Raw genomic sequence first — 20,581 nt, forward strand, 5'->3', positions numbered from 1 at the left:
TAAAATTGCGACCTCTGCCCCGCACCCTGTATCGTAAGTCCTACTCCGGACAGGAGGCGAGCATTGCCCAGATGGCGGAATTGGTAGACGCACTAGGTTCAGGTCCTAGCGGTGGCAACACTGTGGAGGTTCGAGTCCTCTTCTGGGCACCAGGTTATATTCTTCAAGACCCCGCTCTCCGGCGTATTCATTGGCTATCAGCCATGTTACGCCTATCACTTGATTCAACTATTGCGGTACTCAATCCACTCCATTTGCTGCCTGCTCCGTCATTTTTCCGGCAGGAATTTCATTACTGCGTATATCAAAAAACAGGGCAAAGGGCGGTACGTCGAAATAGACAAAGAAGACATTCGAAAGCACGCTACTTCTGACTCAAAAACAGAAGCGCTAAATAAACGGCTGATGCCGAGGTCTTGATTATAGCAGCGAGTATCGCCACTTCTCGAACAAGCGCTGAACTTGCCGGAACTGTGTCGTCTGACGAAATCATTGCAAGCAGTGAATCGCCACTCGCAAACACCAGCAGTGTGACAGAAATGCATCAGTCTTGAAATAGCTCTCTTGTATGTATCCTGTATCGGCCCTGTATTTCTTATGATAAGCGGGTTGATCAGGCTTCTATCAGCCGAACTGTGCCGGATCAAGTAATTTCTAGCTGTAAAATCTTACAGCTATCCATGAACGCCAATCCATTGTCTCATAGCGTACTTACCTGCCATTCAATAGATGGCCGAATCATGGTTCTTTAACAGAAGAAAATCTATGCCATCCAGGGCTTTAACCGGACTTCAATCTCTAAAGCCGGCGAATGGAGCATGTCGGAATATTCATAGCCGGACTTAGCGCGAAATTGCAATTGGTGATGACCAACCCGATTTTGCCGGCGCGCGCCGCAAAGCACTATTCCCCGAGTTCCTTGCCCTGAATATTCCGTCCACTATTTCCCATCGTCAAAGGACAGCCGCAATGCCACTAAAAACCAGATCCTGCGTCTTTCTTATGACGATTGCAAAACAGGCCTAATTTTTGCCGTAGGAAACCCTGCGAGAGAAAACGGAAAAGGGCAATCTTATTCCTTTCAATTCACGTTGGAATAAAGTGAAGCAGATTTTCGTCGTTAACTATGTAGCGACTCACTCGAAATCAGTGTCTATCGCACATGGCAAAAATTTTTCCATCCTTTATGAGCGATATGCATATGCATGGCTTGTTTCCCCCACACTCATCGATAAGCGACGCCCCCGAAGCGGGCCGATTTGCGCAGGAAGCACACTCCGGCCATTGCTTTCCAACCCTTGGCAAAAGCTTCTTCATCATGAAATCGGCAGCCGGAAAGATGAGCAAACGGGGCTCAACCGGGCTGACTAGGCTTCTCCAGTCAGTTGACCAGCGAAGAAATCTCATAAGTAATGGATTGCGAGTGATGTTACTTTTGGGCTTTTCCAAATGAACGAAATCGTGGCCGCTTTCAACGAATATTTTGAAATTATTCACGCCGATTCTCCGGAATTGCTACGTGATGTATTTCGCCTGCGCTATCAGGTTTTATGTATCGAACAGCGCCTACCCGGATTTGACGTGTCCTGTTATCCGGAAGGGTACGAACGCGACAGCTATGATGACCATTCATCTCATATTCTTCTACAGCACCGTTCCTCTGGTGATTATGTAGGAACAGCACGTCTGATATTGCCCGATCCGGTGAATGCGGAAAAACCATTTCCCATCGAGCAGCATACCCGATTTGATCCGGCACTTATTGATGTCGATGCGTTACCGCGACGTAATACAGCCGAAATATCGCGCCTGCTTATCGTGCGACGGCTTCGCCAACGCAGAGGTGACAGCGAAAAAAAACCTCAAAGAGAGCTTGTTGAAGGGAATAAGCGGCGCTTTCCTCATCCCATCCTGGCGCTTGTTGTTGGCATCATACAAATGTCCGCTCAACACAATATCACACACTGTCTTTCGGTAATGGATCCTTCATTGAACAGATTGTTAGCTCCCTATGGACTGCAGTTTGATGCCATCGGACCATTAGCGGACTATCACGGCCCACGTCGACCCTACATCATTGACTTGATCAAAATGCTGGAAACCATTTATGTAAACAATAGCGAGGTATGGGAATTGATTACGAATCACGGCAGCGTCCGGCTAGGGCCTCTAAAGCATACCTGCGAAATATCATCGCTGGAGATATCAATAGCGAGACTTTAGAGTAGAGATGTAGAGATCACTCACTTAGAAGTCAATCACTTCTATCACAACCAGGTGCGTTCTCAATTGCGCCCACTCTTTCATTCTGCCAGCTATCTCAACGGCGGGGTTTCAGCCCGGCTGAGGTGCACGATGGCATGAATGACAGATTAATAATTTAAACCGTGACAATTAAAAAAAATACCGGTCGCCTTATCCTGCTTTTATATCTGCTGCTCAGCATGCTGTGCACTATAAGCATTGCTCGGGCAACGGATCACTATGAGATCGTGACTCACCCCGGAGTTAGCGAGAAAACGATTACCAGGAGCACCCTACGCGCCATCTTTGGAATGCGCCTCCATGAGTGGCCGGACGGCACGGCCATACGGATATTCGTAATGCCAGACGACACGCCTCTACACGCCACTTTTGCTAAAGAGGCACTGAATGTCTTTCCCTACCAGCTTCGCGCCGCCTGGGATCGATTGGTGTTTTCGGGAACCGGTCAAGCCCCCAATACAGTAAGTTCTCCTCAGGAAATGCTTGCCAAGGTCGCCAGCACGCCTGGAGCAATTGGTTATTTAACTAAGTCCAGGATGGACGGTAGTGTCAATGTACTCCATATCAAATAGCCACTCTCACAACCGTTTCCTGATGGCTATCAGGCTCGCTGTCGTGCCGTGCATGCTGTGGGGCTATGCTGTGCAAGCTGAAAAGTTGCCGCAAAATCTGCAAATACATGGCTTTGCAAGCCAGAGCTGGTTGAAGAGCTCCGGCAACAACAACGTTTTCGGAAAAAGCGCTTCTGATGACGGCAGCTTTGACTTCAGGGAGTTGGGATTAAACGCTTCGATGAGGCCACTACCCAAGCTGCAGTTTTCGGCACAGATGCTGTCGCGCTGGGCGGGCAAAGGCAGCCCCGGCAATATCCGGCTGGATTACGGTTTTCTCGATTACACGATGTTCTCCGGCGAGAGCAATCAACTGGGAATACGCCTGGGCAGGATGAAAAACCCAATCGGCTTCTATAACGATACCCGCGACGTACCCTTCACGCGGCCAAGCATACTGCTGCCACAATCCATTTATTTCGACCGCACGCGGAAGCTGGCATTAGCCGCAGATGGCGCACATCTATATGGCGAACAACGCTCTGATATCGGAAACATTTCATTTCAGCTAGGGGTGGCACGCCCATTGGTCAGAGGTGCGGAAGCAGAGGTAGCCTTGTTGGGTTCGGATAGATCCGGCAGATTCGTGTCGGAAATGTCTTATATCGGCCGTGTCGTTTATGAGCTCGACGAAGGTAGATTTCGCTTAGCATTCAGTGGATCGCAACTCAATATAGGATATAGCCCGACAGTAAGTGATCCAATTCAAGCCGGTTCTATCCGCTTTACGCCGCTCGTTTTCTCGGCTCAATATAATGCCGAGCGTTGGAGCCTCACTTCCGAATATGCTCTACGCCATTTCGAATACAAGAACTTCGGTGTAGCGCCACTCGCATTGGATTTCTACGGGGAAAGCTATTACTTCCAAGGTGCGTATCGTTTTACTCCTGAATGGGAGGCCGTGGTTCGATACGACGTGCTTTATACCGACAGAAACGATCGTAGTGGAAGCAAATGGGCTGCGGCTTCCGGACGTCCTGCACATAACCGCTTCGCCAAGGATATAACAGTTGGCCTGCGCTGGAATGTCACGCCCGAGTTCATGCTGCGCGCCGAATATCATCGGGTCAACGGTACGGGCTGGCTCTCCACCCTTGACAATCCTGTGCCTGGCGATCTGTCCCAGAACTGGAATCTCTTCTCAATCCTCGGTTCCTATAGGTTCTAGCGATAGCTTGATGGAGCATAATTTCCACATGAACAAGGCTCAGCCCGACGGCACGGCACGCTCCGCGCCGCCTGGATTTCTGAGCCTGAAATGGAAAGTTCTGCTGCTGAGCAGCTTGATATTAGTCTTTATCGTAGTTTCGTTCACTGGAATCACTTATTTGAGCCTGATGAGCGATTTTGAGTCTCAAAGGCGCGCGCAGCACAAGCGTTATGCCAGTGAAGTTGAAGGTTTGATAGATCAGATCTCGAAAGATCTGCATCAGCTTGCTGAATTGCTTCCTTTCCTGGAAGGAATGGGACCAGACCTGCTGGCGGCCAATGGAAAAAATATCTCCGAAACATTCGATCCATATTGGGCATCATTGCAGCTTAATAAGGGTATCGAACTGATACGTTTTTATGATAACTCCAATCAGTTATTGGCAAGCTGGGGTATTCCGGAATCCGACACTCATGAAGGCGTAATGCTGAACTGGATTCGTGAAGTGAATGTGCGAGAACAGCCTATCAGTTCTCTGAACTGCCAGAAAGAATGCACTCAGTTCATGGCGGTCCCTCTGCTGGTAGAGGGCAAGAGTGTTGGCGTTGTCATCATCGGCGCGCCTCTGATCGACGCCGTCTTGGGATTCAAGGATATTTCCGGCGCTGATATCAGCTTGCTTACCAGTGAGCACGACAGTGACAGGAAGAGCACCGAGATGATAATTCCCCACTGGAATGTCCGAATCGCCGCACATAGCAAAGAAATGAATACGGCAATTCTCATTAAAGTCGCAGAGCAGTATCCCGACTTTAGCCACCTGGAAAATGGTATTCAGATTTCCTGGGATAACCAATATCTGCAGGTCAAATCGCTTTCCGTGAGCAAAATAGATGAGCACGATAAGGCACAGTTTATAGTCATCACCGATATCACCTCCACCATGCGTACCATCCAAAGTTCGACACGGCAGAGCATAATCATCGGGGCGGTGGGGCTTATGCTTTCCGAGCTGTTATTATTTTTCATTCTTAGCAGGCCATTGTCGCGGCTCAAGCATATCGCCTTCACATTGCCGCTTCTTGCGCGGAGCAGCTTCAAGAATTTCCGGGCGGAGCTTCATACCGATGGGCAGAAACTATGGTTGAAAGATGAAATTGGCATGCTTGACGAAACAGCCGTGGCCCTATCCTATCAACTGGAGAAACTTGAAGACCAAGTCGCCGATCGGACTCAGATTTTGGCGAGAAAAATGAATGAATTAAGCAAAGAGCGTGATTTCATCACAAATCTGCTCGACATCGCGCAAGTCATCGTAATGACGCAAAACGCCAGTGGTGAAATTCTCACACTCAATGCTTACGGCGAAACGCTTATCCAATATACAGAAAAGGAACTGCAGGGAACACCGTTCGTCAATCTTCTCACGCCTGATGGAGATATGCGCGATCTTCCCGCCTACCTTGAGGAGGTACGCTCTGAACACAGAGACCAATTGCGTCATGAAGCCAACGTCCTATGCAGGGATAAATCGACGAGGCATATCCTCTGGTTGCATTCTCGCCTGACGCGACATAGCGAGAATGACCCCGCAATGCTCTCGGTAGGGCTTGATATGACCGAACATAAACGCACAGAAAGCCGACTGGCATGGCTGGCCGATCATGATCCCCTCACCAACTTGTATAACCGGCGCCGCTTTCAGGAAGAACTGGAGCAAATGCTGAATCTGGCTGCCCGTTATGGACATTCGGGTGCGCTGCTATTTTTTGACCTGGATCAGTTCAAGTATATAAACGATACCAGCGGACACCAGGCGGGCGATGCTTTGCTGAAAATGATCGCACACATGCTGCATGGCAGCGTACGCAGCGTAGACATACTCGGGCGCCTGGGCGGTGACGAGTTTGCAGTGATCTTGCCTCAAACTACTGCGGAGGGGGCGATAGAAGTCGCAAAAAACACCCTCACTTGCCTGAACCACGGGAAAATTACCATAAACGGCCGAAGCCATAAGGCTTCAGCCAGCGTTGGTATTGCAGTTTTCCCCGAGCATGGAAACAACGTGCACGACCTTTTGGCGGCGGCCGATCTCGCCATGTATCAAGCCAAAGAAGCGGGACGGGGGGGTTGGCATCTGTTTTCAAACGAGGAAAAGACCCGGGAGCGCATGCACACTCTGGTATATTGGAAAGAAAAGATCGAGTATGCGCTTTTGAATGAACGGTTCTTGTTCTATTTCCAGCCCATCATGCATATCGCGGACAAAACCGTTGACCATTACGAAGTGCTCCTACGCATGCTCGACGATAACGGAACCGTGCTTGCTCCTCAATATTTTATACCGGCAGCAGAGCAAACCGGCCTTATCCATGCCATCGATCATATGGTGTTACGGAAATCCATTGCTCAAGCGGCGGAAATTCAACACAACGGGTTCCGTGTCCGTTTTTCGATAAACCTTTCAGCACATGCATTTCATGATCCCGAATTGCTATCGATCCTGAAGGAAGCTTTTACTCAATATGATGCGGATCCTTCAAACTTCATGTTTGAAATAACCGAGACGGCAGCGCTGGAAGATTTGTCCGCGGCGCGAGAGCTCATGGAAACGATTAGAAAGCTTGGTTGCAGCTTTACGCTGGATGATTTCGGCGTCGGCTTCTCTTCGTTCTATTACATACGACAGCTTCCCATTGATGTTGTGAAAATCGATGGTTCGTTTATACGAAATCTGGCGGATAGCCCGGATGACCAGATACTGGTAAAAGCGCTATGCGACGTGGCACGGGGATTTGGGAAGAAAACAACGGCCGAGTTCGTGGAGAACGCTGCGACTTTCTCTCTTCTGGAGAAAATGCAAATAGATTATGCGCAAGGCTTTTTTATAGGAGCGCCGATCCCGGCGCATGATTCGCCGTTCAAAGATTTCTTGTAGGCGAGCCTACAGTGGTCCTGTTCGGCTCACTTTGAGAGAACACAAGGCTGGGAGCAATGGCAAAGGATCAAGCAGTGGCCGGTTCCGTGCACATGCCAGAGCATTACGAGCGCTGTGGATCTGATAGATAGGATTATCGCTTACTGGAGCGTGGGGCGCGATAAAGATGCGGCTGACGCCCGCATAACCCATCTCAGGCTTCTTCAGGGTCGGGGTTTTCCGTGAATTCCGGTTTTAGCTCGGCATTGGCTAAACTGGCTCCTTCAAGGCCAGTTTTACCGGGAATTTTTGGCGTTTCACACGCTACATCCGCATTTTGCGCACGATGGCGCAAGGCGTGATCCATCAATACCAGGGCCAGCATTGCCTCAGCGATGGGCGTGGCGCGAATGCCTACACAGGGGTCATGCCTGCCGTGGGTTTCCACCAAGGCCGGATTCCCAGCCTTGTCCACCGAGCGTCGCCCCAGGCGGATGCTGGAGGTCGGCTTGACAGCAATATTCACAACGATTTCCTGGCCGGTAGAAATCCCGCCCACTATACCACCCGAATTGTTGCTCAAAAATCCCCCGGGAGTAATCTCGTCAGAGTGTTCGGTCCCCCTCTGGGTTACGGCGGCAAACCCGGCGCCGATTTCGACACCTTTTACCGCATTGATGCTCATCATGGCGTAAGCGATTTCCGCATCCAGGCGATCATATACCGGCTCTCCCCAACCTACCGGCACGCCTTCCGCCACGACACAGATCTTCGCACCGACAGAGTCGCCCGATTTGCGCAGCTTATCCATGAACTCTTCCAGGCTGGGCACCAGATCAGGATCAGCGGCAAAAAATGGATTTTGCCCAACCTCATCCCATCGTTTGAACGGAATCTCTACAGGTCCCAACTGCGCCATGAATCCGCGTATTACTGTGCCATATCTCGTGTATAGCCATTTCCTTGCAATCGCCCCTGCCGCAACCCTTACTGCGGTTTCGCGGGCAGAGGCGCGTCCACCACCGCGGTAGTCGCGTATCCCGTATTTTTGCCAATAAACATAGTCCGCATGGCCGGGCCGAAAGGTATCCATGATTTTGCTGTAATCCTTGCTGCGCTGGTCCTCGTTTCGGATCAGCAGCGCAATAGGGGTACCCGTGGTCTTGCCTTCAAACACCCCAGAAAGAATTTCCACTGTGTCCGATTCCCTCCGCTGGGTTACATGGCGCGAGGTGCCAGGCTTGCGCCGATCCAGATCCTGCTGGATATACTCGGCGGATAACTCCATCCCTGGCGGGCAGCCATCGACCACGCAACCTATCGCAGGACCGTGCGATTCGCCAAAAGAAGTAACGCAAAAAAGCTTGCCGAGGGTATTGCCGGACATTTTATTTCCTCGCTAAATCAATGCTCCGAGTTTAACATATCCCCCATATTTCGCCATTTCCTACCTCATAATCTGATATTTCCAACCTCATAATCTGATTATGGACAAACCTAATCCCGACAAGATGACAGGTCCTGGTGGTTTGACCTTGACCCAGATTCATACACAAGTAAAGCTGAGCACAGCTCGTGATCAACGGGAAATCGCGCAGAATAAATTCGCGCCAACGCCTACCCGGTGGCAACGATTTATCCGCTACGCCTGGAGTGGGAAAAGAGAAAAAACATGAGGGCTGTGCTGATGAATGCGCCGGATGTTTTGCCGCTGGACAGATCGGCCGAAGCTCACCTGCGTATTGAAGCGGGGCACCTGGTGCAAGACAGTGCCGCAGGTTTGAACAGCCATCAGATTCAGCCAGCGATGTATTGATCTACCTTATAACGGACTCAAGGAGTTTACAAGAGAAGTCGCTCAGGGATTCCCAAGCATCTCGACCCCCCAGGCCACGCCAAAGCCGGTGACGTCGCTTCCCACGGCCCCTAATCCGCCTTTATTATTGCTGGCAGACAGATCCATGTGCAGCCAGGGTACATCGTCCACGAACCGGTTGAGGAAGCGGGCGGCGAGAATATGATCGGCCTCGCCCTCCAACGAGCACTGCTTGATATCGGCAATTTTGCTTTCCAGTTCCGCATCATAGTCGGCATCCATCGGAAATGCCCAGATTCGCTCGCCCGTCGCTTTTCCGGCGGTTAATGCTTTCTGTACCAGATCCTCCCGATTACTGAAAACGCCACTATAATGCGATCCGAGTGCGACGTGCATGCTTCCCGTCAATGTCGCAAAATCAATCATCACATCGGGCTTCTGCCTTGCCGCCAAAGTCAGCGTGTCTGCCAGCACCAACCGTCCTTCTGCGTCGGTATGGATAATCTCGACAGTGGTGCTATTCAAGGTCGTTATGACGTCGTTCTGTTTGTAGGCATGCGGGCTGATGTGATTTTGAGCAATGGCGAGCCAGCAATCGATATTCACCAACAGATTGGCGCGAGTTGCAGCCAATAAAATCCCCAACGCAACTGCCGAACCGTTCATGTCCTCATGCATGCCGTGCATGTGGCGGGCCGGCTTCAGATTATGGCCGCCGGTATCAAAGCAGATACCTTTTCCCACCAGCGCCACGGTCTTGTTCACCTTCTTCACGCGCCGTTGCAAATGCACGATGGCAGCATCTTCAGGATCGCTACCCTGGGCTACGGCAACGAATGCTCCGGCACCCATTTTACGCAGCGCCTTGACATCGAATTCCTGATACTTCCAGCCTTCGGTGGCAGCGAGCTTCTTGACATGCTTGCGATAGAACTCCGGCGTTAATTCGTTGGGCGGCAGTATCGTAAGTTCACGCGTCAGCAGATTACCTTCCGCTTTGGCGGCTAATAGCGCAAAATTGTCCGGCTCCTTATAGCCGTGCACGACAATTCTGGCGAGCGGCCGCCTCCGCGTGTTTTTTTTGTCCGTTTTTCGGGAGGGCAGAACCGGGCCGTTTATCCAGGCCGCATATATTGCGAGCTGCGCGAAAGTGCGCCTTTGGCCATCATCGCCATATACCGCCATATTTATTTCCGCAGGGGTTTCCTCCAGCAACAATTGCACGGCTTTGCGTATTGATGTTTGCTGCTCGAATACAGATTTGCTCAAATCCAGCGCCACCCAAACGCATAATGAACCACCTTCGAGATTGGCCGCGACTGGAGTACCCGCGATTTCCCCTAGCTGCATTTTACGACGCGATAATAAGGTTTCCAGTACGTTCCTACCCAAAAAATCAGACTTATTCTGAAGCTTATCCGATGGGGCGAACTGCGGCAGCACGACCAGAATATGCGTTGCCTTGGTGGACGGGCTTATGGATGAAGCGTTTTGTATCAGTGATGCAAGCATTGGCCGTCCTCAAATAAGTTATAAATGCTATTATAATACAGGGAATACTCTTGAATTCTCTATGCAGGCTACCTTGACCCGTACTTTCTCCTATCATTCCCATCGCCCTATCGTTCACCCGTAATGCGCCAATATCTTGAACTCATGCAGCACGTGCTCGAGCATGGGCACAAGAAATCTGACCGCACGGGCACGGGCACGCTTTCCGTATTTGGTCACCAGATGCGCTTTACCTTATCAGAAGGCTTTCCGCTGGTCACTACCAAGAAATGTCATTTGAAGTCGATCATTTATGAATTGTTGTGGTTTTTGCACGGCGATACGAATATCAGGTACCTCAACGAAAACGGTGTTTCCATCTGGAATGAGTGGGCTGACGAGAATGGCGATCTGGGCCCGATATACGGCCGCCAGTGGCGAGCCTGGCCGGTCGAGGGCGGAGGCCATATTGATCAGCTCACGCAGGTAATCGAGCAGATCAAAAGTACCCCCGATTCGCGACGGATGATTGTTTCTTCCTGGAACGTGGGTGAATTGGGTGAGATGAGATTGGCGCCGTGCCATGCCTTGTTTCAGTTCTACGTGGCTGACGGCATGCTCTCCTGCCAGCTTTACCAGCGTAGCGCGGATATCTTCCTGGGTGTGCCTTTCAATATTGCGTCCTACGCCCTGCTGACCTTGATGACAGCGCAAGTCTGCAATCTAAAACCCGGCGATTTCGTGCACACCTTGGGGGATGCGCACCTTTACCTCAACCATTTGGCACAAGCTCGGGAACAATTAAACCGGAAGCCGAGGCTTCTGCCGATGATGAAATTGAATCCCGGGGTCAACAGCATTTTTGATTTCAGGTATGAAGATTTTACGCTGGAAGGCTATGACCCTCATCCGGCCATCAAGGCGCCGGTCGCGATATGAACGCCCGACTCTCCGCCTTGGTGGCGGTGGCAAAGAACCGGGTCATCGGCAAGAATAATGCAATGCCCTGGCGGTTGTCGCCTGATCTGAAGCGCTTCAAGGCGCTTACCATGGGGCATCCCATCATCATGGGGCGTAAAACGTATGAATCCATCGGCAGACCGCTTCCCGGACGTACCAGTATTATTATTACAAGCCAAACCGAATACGAAGTTCAGGGTGCTATCGTCGTGCATTCAATAGCTGAAGCGTTGAGAGCCTGCTACGAAGACAAAGGAAACGAGGAAAAGCCTTTAACGACGGATGATACGGAAAGCTTTGTTATTGGTGGAGCGGATATATTCCGGCAAATGTTGCCGCTGTGCGACCGATTGTACGTTACCGAAATTCAAAGGGATTTCGATGGCGACGTGCTATTTCCTGAATTCAATCAGGAAGAGTGGAAGGAAACGTCTCGGGAAAAACACCGTTGTGATGACAACGGGCTGGAATACCATTTTGTGGTATTTGACCGCAAAACAGGCAAAGGAACTTATCCTGGCGGTTATACTGGATGATGCTGAAAAACAATGGCGGAACCCATTGGTTGGGTCCCGCCATCTTTTACCCTATGATCAGCAGTTAGAGGACAACCACATCCGGTAGCGGAAAACCATTGAAATTGCTGGCGTAGGCCGTGGTGTAAGCACCGGCATTGGGAATATAGATGAAATCTCCTTCCTGGATATCTTCCGGCAGCATTTCATCGCGCATCAGAATATCCACCGAATCGCAGGTTGGCCCGGCGACGCACCAGGGAATGTCGTGTCCGGTGCGATCGGAAAGAATTTCATAGCGTAGACCTTCCGTAACTTCGATCACGCCGCCAAACATACCCGCGTCCCAATACATCCAGCGCTTACCGTTGCGGGTGGCTGTGCCTACCACGCGGCAAACGAAATAAGCCGCATCGGATACCAGATAACGTCCCGGCTCGGCCATGACGCGAACTTCCTTCGGCAGGTCCGCGATAGCCGCATTCACCACATCACCTATTACCTCTATTGATGGGATGGGCTTGATATGGCGAACAGGATAGCCGCCGCCGATATTGAGCAGGCGGGGGGATAAGCCAACCCGGCGCATGTCCGCGAAAACCTTTTTGGCCCGCTCGATGCCCACTCGCCAATTCTGCGGGTTGCGGCATTGCGAACCGACATGGAAAGTTACTCCGGCAAGATCGCCCTTGAGTTTTACCGCTTCATTGATGATGCCCTTGATTTCGGCGGCATGCGTACCAAATTTTCCTGCCAGCGGCCAATCACTGCCAATGTTCGGTGTGTCTATGCGCAAATACAACTTTGCGTCAGGCTTGACGCTCACAATTTTGCGTAGCTCCTCGACACTATCCAGCACATACCATTCCACGCCTTTTGACGCCGCATATTCCAGATAAGCGCGCGACTTCATCGGATTACTGTAATAGATTTCCGCAGCGGGGACGCCCAGGCTGAGCAGAAGATCCAGTTCCGAAATGGAGGCGATTTCAAACCCGACGCCTTCCTCGATCAGTGCGCGAAGTACGCGCGGATCTGGATTGGCCTTCACCGCATAGTGCGGCTGCACCTGTGGCATGGCAGTTTTGAAGCGGCGGGCTTTGGTGCGAACTATATGGCTGTCAACCAGCAGAAACGGCTTGCTGTAGCCTTTTTTCAAGGCTGCCTGGACATGTTCAAAATCCAGTCTGACTTCGGGATGGGTGTCGAATATTTCTTCGGCGTCTACTTTGCGCCGTAGGGCCGTGTTACGCATTTGCATGAGAGTCATCCTTCTTTAAAAGACGCTACGTGACGGGAGTATGAATATTTACCAGATCAGCCGGTACGAAGTAGTTTGCTTTGCTTTTCATGATGACCTCCTGTTCCTAAGTACATATCGGGAAAAAAGCGGATTATAAACTTCATTCCACTGGAATCAAGCGTTTTTTTCGACTCTGAAAAAAATCATATACCCGCCCGGAATGTTCTCAAAAAAACCCCCGCTGGCAAATGTCATAATTACCGGCGCCAAGGGAGAATTCCCGAGCGCTCTTATGGATAAATATATCGCCAAAACAGTGGCTTATAATTTTTTTTGACACATATTGGGTGCAAGGCGGGTTGACCGGTCCTTGCTGCATTTATTGCAGGTGCCGGATAGTGGGGCAAGGTGCGGCTATGGCTGAAAAAAATCAGATTTTCGGTAACGTCACACCGTGTTGCCCCTGATATTTTCCACCCCGATCTTTATACGAAACCTCGCATACTTCATCGGACTCGAAGAAAATTACCTGAGCCACTCCCTCATTTGCATAAATCTTCGCGGGAAGCGGTGTCGTGTTGGAAAACTCCAGCGTCACATAACCTTCCCACTCCGGCTCAAATGGGGTGACGTTGACAATAATGCCGCAACGGGCATAGGTGGATTTGCCGAGGCAGATGGTAAGCACATTGCGCGGAATGCGGAAATACTCAACGGTGCGCGCAAGTGCAAAGGAATTGGGCGGGATAAGGCAAACGTCGCCTTTCACGTCGACAAAAGAATTCGAATCAAAATTCTTGGGGTCGACAATAACAGAGTTTATATTGGTAAACAGCTTGAATTCATCCGAGCAGCGAATATCATAGCCATAACTCGATGTCCCGTATGAAACGATCCGGTGGCCATTGGCGTGCTTGACCTGATTGGGCTCGAAGGGCTCGATCATGCGGTGTTCCGCCGCCATGCGGCGAATCCACTTATCCGACTTTATGGTCATTTTTAAAAAGAAGAGAGTGCCGGAAGAATGTTAATCGTGAATGGAAGGGGCGTATGGAGGGACCACATACCCTCATCCATTTCGTTTGTTCTCCTGGGGAGATCAAGTATCCTCAATTACAATCTTGGCAAACAGCGCTGAATGATCCAGCGATAATTCATCGACCTTCACTGCGATGCGGCGCGCAATACTGCGGTAAGTTTCTGCTATCCTCCCGCCCGGGTCTGCGACAACCGTCGGCATACCGGCATCGGTATGTTCGCGGATTTTTATGTCGAGCGGCAAGGACCCAAGAAATTCGACATCATAATCCCCGCACATCTTCTCCCCACCGCCAGCGCCAAAAATATGCTCCTCGTGGCCGCATTGTGAACAGACGTGAGTACTCATATTCTCGACAATACCGATAATGGGGATACCCACTTTCTGGAACATCTTCAACCCCTTGCGAGCATCGAGCAGAGCAATGTCCTGAGGGGTGGTAACGATGACGGCGCCGGTAACCGGTACTTTTTGCGCAAGCGTCAACTGGATGTCGCCGGTTCCCGGCGGCATGTCCACGATAAGATAATCCACATCTTTCCACCGGGTATCGTTCAACAACTGCTGCAATGCTTGCGTAACCATCGGTCCACGCCACACCATTGGCGTTTCCACGTCGATCAAGAAACCAATTGATATGGCCTGAATGCCATGTGCCTTCATCGGTTCCATGGTCTTGCCGTCGAGGGATTCGGGGCGACCGGCAATGCCAAGCATCTGGGGCTGCGAAGGGCCGTAAATGTCGGCATCGAGGATGCCGACTGAAGCGCCCTCCGCGGCAAGCGCCAGCGCCAGGTTTACTGCCGTGGCAGACTTGCCCACACCGCCCTTTCCTGACGCTACCGCGATGATATTCTTAACCCCCGGAATGAGCTTTACGCCACGCTGCACGCTATGAGAAACGATCTTGCTGGTAACATCGACATTCACGTTACCAATACCGGGAATGCTTTTAAGCTTGTCCACCACCTGCCTGTGAATACTTTCCACCACGCTTTTTGCCGGATAACCCAGCACGATATCAAGTGAGACGTTATTGCCATCTATTTTGATATTACGCGCTTCATTGCTGGTTACGTAATCCTTACCCGTGCTGAGGTCGATAATTTCCGTGAGGACAGACTGTATTTGCTGTTCCGTGATAGGCACGTCTACACACTCCTTTATCTGCAGCACAAATGATGACCTCGAATATTAACAAATATCGAGGTCGAGAGTCTGCCCAGATGAAGATAAAGCATCCACCGTTATGCAGAATCCGGCCGGGACATATTCTTATAGCGAAAGAAAGCAGGGCTCGCTTCGCCCTGGCCGATAAACAACTGTTTCCTTCAGTTCAACAAGTTGCCGGGCTTACAGTTTGTTACAATCACGTTTGACGCAATCTCTATAGGCAATTGATGAACAAGCGAAAAATTCTGGTTACTTCAGCGCTACCCTACGCTAACGGCAGTATTCACCTTGGGCATCTGGTGGAATACATCCAGACCGATATCTGGGTTCGTTTTCAGAAAATGCAAGGCCACGAGGTACATTACGTGTGTGCCGACGACACTCACGGCACGCCGATCATGCTGCGCGCCGAACAGGAAGGCATTACGCCCAAGCAGTTGATAGACCGTGTATGGCAAGAACATAAGAACGATTTCGATGGCTTTCATGTTGCTTTTGATAATTATTACACCACGGACGCACCCGAGAACCAGGCATTTTGCGAGGATATCTATCGTCAGCTCGAAGCAAAGGATCTGATTGTCAAGCGCTCCGTCGAGCAGTTTTATGATCCGGTGAAGCGGATGTTTTTACCGGATCGGTACATCAAGGGAGAATGCCCGAATTGCCATGCCGAAGAGCAATACGGCGATTCGTGCGAGGCCTGCGGGGCGACGTATTCACCGACCGATTTGATCAATTCTTACTCCGCCGTTTCGGGAGCAAAACCGGAACGCCGCGCTTCCAAACATCACTTCTTCAAGCTTTCGGATCCCCGCTGTAAGGCTTTCCTCAATGGCTGGGTCTTTGAATCGTTTTCGAGCCAGTCCGGCGCCAGCCCGGAAATGAAACCGCGGCTCCAACCCGAAGCTGCCAATAAGATGAATGAATGGCTTTCAGCAGGCTTGACGGACTGGGATATTTCCCGTGATGCGCCCTATTTTGGTTTTCCGATACCCGGTACCGCCGGCAAGAAATTTTTCTATGTCTGGCTGGATGCACCCGTCGGCTACTTCGGCAGTTTCGAAAATTACTTCAAACAGAAGCAAAAATCCCAGGCAGAGATCGATGAATTTCTTCGGCCCGGTGGCAACACTGAAATGGTGCATTTTATCGGTAAGGATATTCTCTACTTTCATGCGCTGTTTTGGCCAGCGATGCTGGAATTCTCAGGCTACCGCACGCCCACCCAGATATATGCTCATGGATTTCTTACCGTCAACGGACAAAAAATGTCGAAGTCGCGCGGAACGTTCATTACTGCGGACAGCTATCTGAAGCAGGGCTTGAATCCAGAATGGCTGCGCTATTATTACGCCGCCAAGCTCAATGACAGCATGGAAGATATCGATCTCAATTTCGATGATTTCATCGCGCGGGTTAACAGCGATCTGGTAGGCAAATACATCAATATAGCCAGTAGATGCGCCGGATTCATCACCAGGAAATTCGATGGGAAGCTTACGCACACTATTTCCGAAGCAAACCGAAAATGGTTCAATCAGTTTCTTTTCTGCCAGCTCGGCGAGGGAGATACTTTCCTGGGCCGTCATACCTCCATTGCGAACTTTTATGATCGCAGGGAGTTCGGCAAAGCCATAAAGGAAATAATGCTGGCAGCGGACGTTGCCAATCAATACGTGGATCGAATGAAGCCATGGCTTCTGGCAAAAAATAACGAGAACGACAGAGAATTGCATGAAGTGTGCAGCGTTGCGTTGAACATGTTCCGTATTCTCACCGTTTACCTGAAACCGGTCCTGCCAAAACTTGCCGCACAAGCGGAGCAGTTTCTGGGGGTAAGCCCACTCATCTGGAAGGATGCAAATTCGCAAAACAGGCTGTTAGCGGATGGACACCAGATCAACGACTACAAGCATCTGATGACTCGCCTCGACGCCAAACAGATCGAGATGCTTATCAATGCCAATAAGGAAAGCCTGAAGCCGGCGGTACAGCCACTACAAACCACACAAGCTGTACAAGCCGTGGAAAAAAGTCCAGTCGCTCCCTCCATCCCTGTAACGGATGGAGCGGGTATCAAAAGCACCGCAGCAGCATCGATTACAATTGATGATTTCGGCAAGATCGACCTCAGGGTGGCGAGAATTGTCAATGCCGAACACGTAGAAGGCGCGGATAAGCTATTGAAACTTACATTGGATATCGGAGCGGAACAGCGTATCGTCTTCGCGGGAATAAAATCCGCCTACGATCCTGAACAGCTCACTGGCCGCCTGACCGTCATGGTAGCCAACCTTGCGCCACGCAAGATGAAATTCGGCATATCCGAAGGGATGGTGCTGGCCGCAGGTGATGGGGATGGGCCTTATCTCCTCTCTCCTGATGAAGGCGCACGGCCGGGAATGAAAATAAAATAGCAGCGCGGCCGGCAATAAGGAAAAAATCAAGCGCCGAGCTTGAAGAGTCATATGCGCGAGCAATATCATAGGCCGCACGTTATTCTCGAGCGCTTCCTTTATGCTATTTGATTTTTTGCAACGACGCGGCAAGCACCGCTTCACTCCGGCTAATTACAAATTCGCAAAAATTCGATCCATTGGCCCAGTCCACTGGTCCGTTCCAACAACTCGGGGATCTCACGTCCCCTGCCTTTCTAGCATTCCATACCCATAAAGTTACTCTTGGCCACGGCCATTTCCGGTAATACCTATTCCGAAATTTCGTAGTAAAGCATAGCGGTAAAAGGCATATCGCAGCGGGTGCGGCAATATGCCACATGCGACAATATGCCACATTCCTAATTTCATAAATTTGTTTTACATTTCCCATCAGCACGCACATGAGCGTTTGCAATAACGCTCCGAGGAGCTGGTATCAGCCCGGTATATGGTGCTTCTCGGCCTCGCCGCCGTAGGCTGTTTTTCCGACACAGCGAAAAACACATTCGAATTGATGACGCTAACATACTATAGTCATTAAAGAATATGGCAATGACATTGATGGGCTTTATCTTTTGACGCAGCATTCAAGAAAAAGAATAAAAATGAGAATGAGAAAGAGAAAGATTCAATCGACCATCACGTTTGTAACAATTTTTTTTTCAGGGTTTACGATGGCACAGACTACAACGCAATCTTCAACTACCGCACTGGCTCCCGTCGTTGTGACGGCGAATCCGATCATCGACCGCGTTCGCGTCGACGCATTCTCAAGCACATCCGCGGTGATCACCGAAAGCCAGTTGCGCGATCAGAATGCATTTGACCTTGCAGCCGCGCTACGCCGTACCCCTGGAGTACAAATATCACGTTACAACCCGGTGGGTGCTTTTGGTGGCGATCAAGGCGGTGCGGTCTTTATACGAGGAATGGGTGTCAGTCGGCCCGGCAGTGAAATCAAGACTTACATTGACGGCGTTCCATTTTACATGGGCGTCTGGAACCACCCATTGCTCGATCTGTTGCCGGTCAATGGCATGCAATCCATTACAGTCTACAAAAGTCCCCAACCTCAAATCAACGGTAACAACTTTGCCTCGATCAATCTGGAAACCAAGCGCGCAACCGAGGATGGCATACAGGCAGGAGCAAGGATTTCCGGAGGCTATTTCAACACCTTCATCGAGCAAGTGGATCTGGTTGGCCGCAAAGGAGATGTGGATTTCATGCTGGCGCAAGGCCACGCCCAATCGGATGGCCAGCGACTCAATGCGAGCGGCGAACTGAATAATGTCATGGGCCGCGTTGGCATGCGGCTGGGGGCCAACTGGTCGGCTGGCACGAGCTTTCTTTTTGTCACCAATACCGCTCGCGATCCAGGCGATAACCGGCTGCCGAGACCTGCCGTGGCGCCGCAATACAACACCCAGGCAGGAATGGTCTCCGCTTTTATATCGCATCGTCACGATGGCTGGCGCGGCGACTTACGTTTTTATTACAGCAAGGGAGAAGGCAACTGGCTGCATCAGTCCGGCCTGGATGGGGATACGTTCACCAATTTTGAAACAATTGGCGTGCGCTGGAAAGAACAATTCTCTCTATGGAAGGGCGGAGCCATTGTTGCCGGACTGGACAGCGACTGGATTTCGGGCGATGCGCGATTCAATAGAGTGGCCCCGGCGCCGCAGGATAGTTTTAAAGCACCCTCTTTCCGCGTCACGTCCCCTTACTTGGCGTTGAGCCATACGATTGAGCTCGCTAAAGGCTGGACGCTTGTGCCGGCGGTTGGCATGCGGGTCTATGATCACAATATGTTCCAGACAAAGACCTCGCCACATGCGGGGCTTTCTCTGATATCAGAGTGGATCACCATCTTTGGCAATGTATCGCGCGGCATCAATTATCCGGGATTGGAAGCCCCCGTACTTTCCTCCGTAATACCGGCGCTGGGGCAAAGCTGGAGGCACCTTTCCGCGGAAGAACTCGATCACGCCGAAGTCGGCTTCAAACTGAATCCTTTCGAAACAACACAAATTGATGTCAGTGTATTTGCCGATCAGGTAAAAAATCGCTACATCTTCGGCTTCCCGCCCAACGTTCCGCCGCCGCCCCAGTTTCTGAATCTGGGTACCTATACCATACGCGGCACTGAAGTGGCGATTCGACAAAACATTACGCGCAACTGGACGGTTTTTGGCGGAATGACATTGCTTGACCCCAGCATCGATAATTTGCCGTACACACCAAAGAGAGCTGTGACCGCCGGTCTAAATGGACAGATGGGGCCGATTCGCTTAACGATTGATACCCAGTATCAGTCAGGTGTATTAGCGCTCAACCGTCCCCGTACAGCGGGAGCGGTTAATACCGAGAGAGTGGATTCATTTGTGATCATGAACGCCCGTGTTTCTTACCAGTTGCCGCAACTCGGCAAAAGAGGCGAGATTTTCGTGGCCATGGAAAATCTTCTGGATACCCGTTACGCCTATCGTCCAGGGTATCCCATGCCGGGGCGCTGGGGGCAGATCGGCTTTTCCGCAAGCTTCTGAATGACAAGAGTAAGGGATTTCTGTTGAACCTAAATCCGGTAGTTGGACGGGGAGAAGTGTACGGTTTTTGAGGTGCAGGGCAAGGCGCAACGACGCGGAATACGATCGCGCAGGGCGGAGCAGTGCCTTCCGCAGGAAGGTGCGACCCCGAAGCGGGATGCGGGTGCCCCCTTGCGTGTGGAACGCGATCGCGGCATCCCCTGCGCTGCCCGATCCCCGCTGCGCGGAGCCCCTCGGGCGACGCTTCGGGGCGCCGTTCCATTCCAAGGAGTTGCAACGCAGCCATGTGACGCAAAAACTGTGCAATTCACCCCGTAGCGCCCTCACCCGGAAGGTGAGCGTCAAATAATATGAAATATTGTTTTTAATCATAACACTAATCTATTAAATGAGCGGTCAACTACCAGATTT

General features: G+C 51.0%; 14 protein-coding genes and 1 tRNA gene. 10 read left to right on the plus strand and 5 right to left on the minus strand.

Features of this window, described 5'->3' with window-relative positions; translation table 11 throughout:
- Positions 1-65 precede the first annotated feature (65 nt).
- The 5 genes from BUA28_RS00695 (at position 66) to BUA28_RS00720 (ending at position 6,964) form a co-directional block, all read left to right on the plus strand.
- A tRNA-Leu gene (locus tag BUA28_RS00695) sits at positions 66-152 on the plus strand.
- 1,297 nt (positions 153-1,449) lie between these two features.
- Positions 1,450-2,223 (plus strand): PEP-CTERM/exosortase system-associated acyltransferase, encoded by a 774-nt coding sequence (locus BUA28_RS00705; RefSeq protein ID WP_072766234.1) that lies wholly within the window; start codon positions 1,450-1,452, stop codon positions 2,221-2,223.
- 164 nt (positions 2,224-2,387) lie between these two features.
- Entirely contained in the window at positions 2,388-2,837 is a 450-nt protein-coding gene (locus BUA28_RS00710; protein ID WP_256598185.1) for a substrate-binding domain-containing protein, read from the plus strand.
- Positions 2,818-4,044 carry a porin family protein gene (locus tag BUA28_RS00715; RefSeq protein WP_083569817.1) on the plus strand — a complete coding sequence of 409 codons (1,227 nt, stop codon included), beginning with the start codon at positions 2,818-2,820 and terminating at the stop codon, positions 4,042-4,044. The genes BUA28_RS00710 and BUA28_RS00715 overlap by 20 nt, the downstream gene beginning before the upstream one ends.
- Positions 4,045-4,072: 28 nt before the next feature.
- Complete coding sequence (locus BUA28_RS00720) at positions 4,073-6,964, plus strand: bifunctional diguanylate cyclase/phosphodiesterase (RefSeq protein ID WP_072766236.1); 2,892 nt, start codon at positions 4,073-4,075, stop codon at positions 6,962-6,964.
- A 193-nt stretch (positions 6,965-7,157) separates the two neighbouring features.
- Here the strand turns inward: BUA28_RS00720 and aroC are convergent, their stop codons facing one another.
- On the minus strand, positions 7,158-8,330 hold the full coding sequence (aroC, locus tag BUA28_RS00725; RefSeq protein WP_072766237.1) for a chorismate synthase: 1,173 nt from the start codon (positions 8,328-8,330) through the stop codon (positions 7,158-7,160).
- A 237-nt stretch (positions 8,331-8,567) separates the two neighbouring features.
- On the opposite strand from aroC, the gene BUA28_RS15725 reads away from it, so the two are divergent.
- Positions 8,568-8,759: a hypothetical protein gene (locus BUA28_RS15725; RefSeq protein WP_178297826.1), complete on the plus strand. Its 192-nt coding sequence runs from the start codon at positions 8,568-8,570 to the stop codon at positions 8,757-8,759.
- A 42-nt stretch (positions 8,760-8,801) separates the two neighbouring features.
- On the opposite strand, the gene BUA28_RS00735 is transcribed toward BUA28_RS15725, so the two are convergent.
- A complete protein-coding gene (locus tag BUA28_RS00735; RefSeq protein ID WP_072766239.1) occupies positions 8,802-10,271 on the minus strand; it encodes a M17 family metallopeptidase in 1,470 nt (489 codons plus the stop codon).
- A gap of 123 nt (positions 10,272-10,394) precedes the next feature.
- Here BUA28_RS00735 and BUA28_RS00740 point away from each other — a divergent pair, with 123 nt between their 5' ends.
- A complete protein-coding gene (locus BUA28_RS00740; RefSeq protein ID WP_072766240.1) occupies positions 10,395-11,189 on the plus strand; it encodes a thymidylate synthase in 795 nt (264 codons plus the stop codon).
- Positions 11,186-11,746 carry a dihydrofolate reductase gene (locus tag BUA28_RS00745; protein WP_072766241.1) on the plus strand — a complete coding sequence of 187 codons (561 nt, stop codon included), beginning with the start codon at positions 11,186-11,188 and terminating at the stop codon, positions 11,744-11,746. The genes BUA28_RS00740 and BUA28_RS00745 overlap by 4 nt, the downstream gene beginning before the upstream one ends.
- A 64-nt stretch (positions 11,747-11,810) precedes the next feature.
- Here BUA28_RS00745 and BUA28_RS00750 read toward each other — a convergent pair whose 3' ends face one another.
- From BUA28_RS00750 to apbC, 3 genes are all read right to left on the minus strand, one after another.
- A complete protein-coding gene (locus BUA28_RS00750; RefSeq protein ID WP_072766242.1) occupies positions 11,811-12,986 on the minus strand; it encodes a type III PLP-dependent enzyme in 1,176 nt (391 codons plus the stop codon).
- A 412-nt stretch (positions 12,987-13,398) separates the two neighbouring features.
- Complete coding sequence (gene dcd / locus BUA28_RS00755) at positions 13,399-13,965, minus strand: dCTP deaminase (RefSeq protein WP_025041641.1); 567 nt, start codon at positions 13,963-13,965, stop codon at positions 13,399-13,401.
- 102 nt (positions 13,966-14,067) lie between these two features.
- Entirely contained in the window at positions 14,068-15,156 is a 1,089-nt protein-coding gene (apbC, locus tag BUA28_RS00760) for an iron-sulfur cluster carrier protein ApbC (RefSeq protein ID WP_072766243.1), read from the minus strand.
- Between the two features lie 251 nt (positions 15,157-15,407).
- Between apbC and metG the strand changes: the two genes are divergently transcribed.
- Together metG and BUA28_RS00770 are read left to right on the plus strand one after the other, a co-directional pair.
- On the plus strand, positions 15,408-17,600 hold the full coding sequence (gene metG, locus BUA28_RS00765; RefSeq protein ID WP_072766244.1) for a methionine--tRNA ligase: 2,193 nt from the start codon (positions 15,408-15,410) through the stop codon (positions 17,598-17,600).
- A 695-nt stretch (positions 17,601-18,295) separates the two neighbouring features.
- Positions 18,296-20,170, plus strand: coding sequence for a TonB-dependent receptor (locus BUA28_RS00770; RefSeq protein ID WP_256598186.1), 1,875 nt, complete (start codon positions 18,296-18,298; stop codon positions 20,168-20,170).
- The last annotated feature ends 411 nt before the right edge of the window (positions 20,171-20,581 follow it).

Source organism: Nitrosospira sp. Nsp11 (assembly GCF_900142705.1).
GTDB lineage: Bacteria > Pseudomonadota > Gammaproteobacteria > Burkholderiales > Nitrosomonadaceae > Nitrosospira.